The 5,799-nt window shown below is 74.5% G+C and carries 5 protein-coding genes and 1 pseudogene; 2 read left to right on the forward strand and 4 right to left on the reverse strand.

What is annotated here, in order from left to right; all coding sequences use genetic code 11:
- A pseudogene (locus ACYC1Z_RS13765) lies at positions 1 to 802 on the reverse strand (glutamate--cysteine ligase); the annotation flags it as partial.
- Between the two features lie 55 nt (positions 803 to 857).
- Between ACYC1Z_RS13765 and ACYC1Z_RS13770 the strand changes: the two are divergent.
- Entirely contained in the window at positions 858 to 2,624 is a 1,767-nt protein-coding gene (locus ACYC1Z_RS13770; protein WP_461410094.1) for a metallophosphoesterase family protein, read from the forward strand.
- A gap of 130 nt (positions 2,625 to 2,754) precedes the next feature.
- Here ACYC1Z_RS13770 and ACYC1Z_RS13775 read toward each other — a convergent pair whose 3' ends face one another.
- The 3 genes from ACYC1Z_RS13775 to larE are packed head-to-tail and all read right to left on the reverse strand — an operon-like array spanning position 2,755 to position 4,849.
- Positions 2,755 to 3,204 (reverse strand): HIT family protein, encoded by a 450-nt coding sequence (locus ACYC1Z_RS13775; RefSeq protein WP_461410095.1) that lies wholly within the window; start codon positions 3,202 to 3,204, stop codon positions 2,755 to 2,757.
- A gap of 24 nt (positions 3,205 to 3,228) precedes the next feature.
- Positions 3,229 to 3,996: a nickel pincer cofactor biosynthesis protein LarB gene (larB, locus tag ACYC1Z_RS13780; RefSeq protein WP_461410096.1), complete on the reverse strand. Its 768-nt coding sequence runs from the start codon at positions 3,994 to 3,996 to the stop codon at positions 3,229 to 3,231.
- Positions 3,989 to 4,849: an ATP-dependent sacrificial sulfur transferase LarE gene (gene larE / locus ACYC1Z_RS13785; protein WP_461410097.1), complete on the reverse strand. Its 861-nt coding sequence runs from the start codon at positions 4,847 to 4,849 to the stop codon at positions 3,989 to 3,991. Before larE ends, larB begins: the two co-directional genes overlap by 8 nt.
- A 583-nt stretch (positions 4,850 to 5,432) precedes the next feature.
- On the opposite strand from larE, the gene ACYC1Z_RS13790 reads away from it, so the two are divergent.
- On the forward strand, positions 5,433 to 5,799 hold a 367-nt coding region (locus tag ACYC1Z_RS13790), incomplete at its 3' end, for a LacI family DNA-binding transcriptional regulator (RefSeq protein ID WP_461410098.1).

Below are 5,799 nucleotides of genomic sequence, written 5' to 3' on the forward strand. Positions count from 1 at the left end.
CCGGCGGACGGGTGTCGGTGGACTGCAGGAACAGTTCCACGCGCGTCTCCGCCTGGAGGTGGTGCCCGAACAGGTACGGCGAGTTGGCGCCGAGCGCGAGCTGCGGCCCGGCGAGCACCTGGGCCGCGTTCCAGTACCGGGCGAACATGCCGGGGCGTACCTGCAGGTGCAGCTGCACCGACGTGCACGCGGCCTCGACCGCGATCGTGTCGGACGTCATCTCCAGCCGCTCCGCACCGGCGATGTCCAGCAGGATGTCCTCCCGCCGTGCGGACAGCACGGCCTGGTCGAGGAGCCGGTAGCGCGCACTGTCCGAGAACCAGGAGAAGCCGGGCTCGGGCGCCGGGAGCGTGGGCAGGATGCCCACCATGACGATCCGTGAGCCCAGGTCGCCGGCCCGGTCGCTCGCCCGGTTCAGGCTCTTGCGCAGCGCCGCCTCGAGTGCGCGGAGGGACTGGCCGTCGATGCGCCGCGGATCGACGTTCAGCTCGATGTTGAACCGGCCCAGCTCGGACTGGTACCGCAGGTCGTCGATGTGCTCGAGCACCTCCGCGTTGTTCATCGCCGGCGCGAGATCGCCGTCCACGAGGTTCAGTTCGATCTCGAGCCCCGTGCGCCACTCGTCCTCCACGAACGAGCCGGCGTCCAGCATGCGCTCGAGAGCATCGAGGCAGCGCCGGATCGCCCGGCGGTGCCGGGTGTGGTCGGCGCGCGTGTACACCTTGGCCTGGACGTCTTGGCCCATCCTGCACATCTTCCCGGTCGCGGTGGGCACGTCGGTCGAGCGTGCCCGCTCCAGCATGGGCCGTGCACCGTCTCGGTGCACGTGGGACCCCGATCGGGCGACAATAGGAACGATGGACGACACCGAACGCCGGCCGCGGCGCCGCTGGGCGTGGTGGCACCGCCAGAGCACCACCACACGTCGGGTGGCGCGCACCACGGCGACCCTGCTCGTGACCGGCCTGCTCGCGGCCGCCGTCGGTGTCTCCTCGGCCGGCACGCACTCCTCGCTCGGCCCGCACGAGGCGGAGTACGAGGTCACGCTCGACCGGGAGATCACGGTGGGGCTCGGCCCGCTCGGCGCCGTCATCCTCGACTCACCCCTGCCCTGGCCGCTCGGCGTGCGGGTCCAGGTCGCCGAGATCCCGAGCGCCCTGCAGCTCGCCGGCAGCCCGACCTCGGGCCTGCTCGCCGATCTGCAGGCCTACGGCCAGCTCTTCGGGCAGCCGGCGGTGGCCCTGGCCGATCCCGTGCGTGGCCTGGTCACCGACGCGCTCGGCCGCACGGCCGTGCTGTGGTCGCTGATGCTCGTCATGATCGCCGCCGGCCGGCTGGCCTCGCGCGGGCGGCTCCGCGACGAGCTGCGTGGTGCGCTCGCCCGGCCCGGGGTGGCCCCGCTGGTGGGCGCGGTCGTCGTCGCCGTCGTCGCCGCGGTGGTGGTGCCCACGACGACGACGCCGTACCGGGCCACCGGCTACAGTCCCGCCGTGCTGGCCGGGACCCCGGCGGAGGGCGCCCGGATCACCGGCCGCCTCGCGGATCTCATCGAGACGTACGGCCCGGTGGTGAAGGACGCCTATCTCGGCAACGAGCGCTTCTACGACACCGCGGCGGCCGCCCTCGCCGCGGAGTACGCGGCCGATCCCGAGGCTCGGGCCCCGCACCCGGAGACCTTCCCGCGCTTCCTGCTGCCGGGTCCGGCCACGGGCCGGGACCTGCACCCGCCGGCCGTGGCCGCGGACGGCGTCACCGACCCCGTCACGCTGCTGCTCGTCTCGGACATGCACTGCAACGTCGGGATGGCGCGCCTGGTCGCCACCGCCCTCGAGCACTCCGGCGCGGAGGTGCTGCTGGACGCCGGTGACACGGTGATGTCCGGGACGTCCGTGGAGTCCTACTGCGTCAACGCCATCGCCGCCGCCGTGCCCCAGGGCATCCCGGTGGTGGTGTCGACGGGCAACCACGACTCCGTCACGACGGCGCAGCAGGAGCGCGACGCCGGGTGGACCGTGCTGTCGGGCGACCCCGTCGAGGTGGCCGGGATCCGCGTCCTTGGGGAGACGGACCCCACCCTCACCGCCGTGGGGTCCGGCACGCGCCCGGAGCGGGCGGAGACCATCCCCGAACTGGGCACCCGCCTGGCCGATGTCGCCTGCGCGCAGGCCGACGGCGGCGACCCCGTCGACATCCTCCTGGTCCACAACCCCCGGGTGGGCGGGCCCACGCTCGACGCCGGGTGCGCGCGGCTGCAGCTCTCGGGGCACTGGCACCGCACCGAGGGGCCCCGGGTCGTGGGTCGCGGTGTGCGCTACGTGAGCACGTCCAGCGGCGGCGGCGCGGGCGGCGGGGTGACGGTCGGGCCGCTCACCGGGGACGCGGAGCTCACCGTGCTGCGCCTCGACCGCGACACCGGCGAGGCGCTGGACTACCGCCGGATCCAGGTCCGCACGGATGCGAGCGTGACGCTCGGGCCGTGGCGCACCTTCCCCACGGTGCCCGACTCCGAGCCGGCGGCCGGGTCCGAGCAGACCGATCCTGCGGGTGTGCCGGAGGCCACCGACGAGGTGTCCGGGCCCGTCGACGGCGCACCGGAGCCCGCCGACGTCGCGCCCGTCCCCTGACCGCCCGTCCGCTGACCGCCCGTCCTCTGACGGCCCGTCCCCTGACCGCCCATCCTCTGACGGCCCGTCCCCTGACCGCCCATCCTCTGACGGCCCGTCCGATGACCGCCCGGCGCCGGGGGACGCGGGCTCAGGCCAGCGCGGGCGAACCGAGCGCGGCGGGCACGTGGGTGCCGTGGCCGGCGTCCACCAGCGCGGAGCGGACCTTCTCGGCGGCGGCGTCGAGCTCGGCGGCGGGCAGGTCCGGGCGGGCGTTGCCGAACCGTAGCGAGGCCTCGTCCCAGGCGGGCAGCACGTGCAGGTGCAGGTGCTCGACCTCGAAGCCGGCGACGAGTACGGCCGCCCGGGGCGAGCCGAACGCCGCCTGCTGCGCCTGGCCGATCGTCTTCGCCACGAGGGCGAGGTGCGCGAGCACGTCGTCGGGCGCCTCCGTGTACTGAGCGATCTCCGCGCGGGGCACCACGAGCATGTGCCCGTCCGTGATGGGGGCGATGGTCGAGAAGACCGTGCAAACGTCGTCGGCCCAGACGAACCGCCCGGGGATCTCGCCGGCCATGATCTTGCTGAAGACAGTGCTCATGCCGGCCATCCTGGCACGGCCCGATCAGTCGGTGCGGGGCGCGGCGATCTGTGCGGCCAGGTGGCCGCCGCCGTACCCGTTGTCGATGTTCACCACACCCACCCCGGGTGCGCAGGAGTTGAGCATCGTGAGCAGCGCGGCGAGCCCCTCGAAGCTCGACCCGTACCCCACCGAGGTCGGCACGGCGACGACGGGCGCCGGCACCAGGCCGGCGACGACTCCCGGCAGCGCCCCGTCCATCCCCGCGACGACGACGATCGCGGCCGCCCGCCGCAAGGTGCCCACGCGGCCCAGGATCCGGTGCAGCCCGGCGATCCCGACGTCGACGACCAGCTCGGTGCGCCGGCCCAGGTAGCGGGCGGTCAGTTCCGCCTCGCGCGCGACCGGGAGGTCGGATGTGCCGGCGCAGGCCACCACCACCAGCCCGCCGGTGGGCTCCGGCGGGGTCGGGGGCCAGGCGAGCAGCCGGGCCTCCCGGTCGTGGTGGGCGTCGGGCAATACGTCGAGGACGGCGGCCGCCCGCTCCTCGTCGGCACGCGTGAAGAGCGTGGACGGCAGCGCGCGTCCGGTACCGGCCGTCGCGTGGTGCTGGGCGAGTGCCGCCGCGATCGCGCGCAGCTGCGCGGGGGACTTGCCCTCGCAGAAGACGGCCTCGGGGTAGCCGCGCCGCGTGGCGCGGTCGTGGTCGAGCTCGGCGACGCCGGGGACCTCGCCGTCGTGGTCGAGCGCGGTGAGACGGGGCGCCCCGCCGTCGCGGGGGGCCGGCCCCGTCAGCGGCCGGGGCTCAGCCACGCGTCTGGAGCTGGAGCAGGGGCAGGGTGAAGGCGCCCGACTGGATGCCCCTGAGGTCCACGGTCACGAACCGGAACCCGGCGTCCCGCACGCCGCGGTCCAGGGCTTGGCGCACGTCCTCGTCGACGGCGCGCGCGATCTCCGCCGTGGGGAGCTCGATACGGGCGATCTCGCCGTGGTGGCGCACCCGTGCGTCGGAGAACCCGAGCTCGCGCAGCACCTCCTCGGCCCGCTCGATCTGCCGCAGCTTCGCCGGCGTCACGGCCTCGCCGTGGGGTATGCGCGACGCCAGGCAGGGGGCGGCGGGCTTGTCCGCGACCGGTAGCTCGATCGCCCGGGCCACCTGACGCACCTGCGCCTTGGTCAGGCCGGCGGCCGCGAGTGGGCGGAGCACCCGATGATTCGTCGCGGCCCGCGAACCGGGACGGTCGGGCCGTCGGGCGTCGTCGGCGTTCTCCCCGTACGCGACCGCCGCGAGGCCGTGGGCCGCCACGACGTCGTCGGAGATCCGGGTGAACAGCTCGTCCTTGCAGAAGAAGCACCGGTCGACGCCGTTGCGCACGTACTCGGGGTTCTCCCCCTCGTGCGTGGTGACCTCGATCACCCGGGCGCCGACGAACCGTGCCGTCTGGTGCGCGAGTGCCCGCTCGGAGCGGGCCAGGGACGCTGACACGCCGAGCAGCGCAACGACGTTCCCGGCACCGAGCGTGCGCACGGCCAGCGCCAGGAGCACGGCCGAGTCGACACCGCCGGAGTAGGCCACGCCCAGGGGTGCGGCGTCCGTCAACTCGGCGCCCACGGCGTCGGCCAGGGCGCGGGTGTCCCCGCTGAGCAGGTCGGAGCGGGCGACCACGTGGTTCCTCCTGTATCGGGTGATGCTGGGTCAGACTACGTCGTTGCTCCGCTCCGGCCTCCGGCGGCGTTGAGCGCCGGCGGAGCAGGTGATCGTGGTGCGCGTGCGGTGCGGGCGGGACCGGTCGATCTGGCGCGGTGCCGCCGTGGTGGGTGCGGTCAGCAGGATCTCCGCCGACCCCGGGCGCGGGGCCCGCTCACCCGGTGGTCCGATGAGAACAGTTCGACCCTCGAACCGCCAAGCCGTTGCCACGAGTTGCGGGCTGTGTGCTGTCGTGGCCGGTCCGGCCCGTCACACGTGGCCGACCCGGCACCACGTCTCCGCAGGTGACCGACCCCGTTGGCGCGGACCCGCGGTGCAGGCCGCCGGTGCGGCGCCCGATAGTCTGGATGCCGGTGGCCGGCAGGACCGTGCCGGAGCCCTTCACCATGCGGGAACGACGAGGAGGTGGGGGCCGGTGGGGCACGACGGCCGCGGCGACAGCTCCACAGAACCCGGGACCACCGACGACGGGTCGGGCCCGGCCCCGGGGGGCCGTCGGCGCAGTTCGCCGACCATCTACGACGTCGCTCAGGCCGCGGGCGTGGCACCGTCGACCGTCTCGCGCACCTTCTCCCGCCCCGGTCGGGTCAACTCCGACACTGCGGCCCGCATCCGCGCGGTGGCCGCCGAGCTCGGCTACCGCACCAACCCGATGGCCCGCGCCCTGTCCACCACCCACTCGGGACTGCTGGCGCTCGCGGTCCCGGACATCACCAACCCGGTCTACTTCGAGATCATCAACGGTGTGCAGGACGAGGCAGCCGATGCCGGGTACACCGTGGTGCTCGTCGACTCCCGCGAGTCCGACCGTCGCGAGCGGGAGGCGCTCGAGCGGGCCCTGCCGATCGTCGAGGGCATCGTGCTCGGCACGTCACGGATGTCGGACGCGGCCATCCGCATGATCGCCA

This window comes from Georgenia sp., from assembly GCF_054605595.1.

Excerpts from the sequence above, each read along its gene's own strand:
- ACYC1Z_RS13770 (WP_461410094.1), top strand. The coding sequence starts at position 858 with ATGGACGACACCGAACGCCGGCCGCGGCGCCGCTGGGCGTGGTGGCAC.
- ACYC1Z_RS13775 (WP_461410095.1), bottom strand. The coding sequence starts at position 3,204 with ATGAGCACTGTCTTCAGCAAGATCATGGCCGGCGAGATCCCCGGGCGG.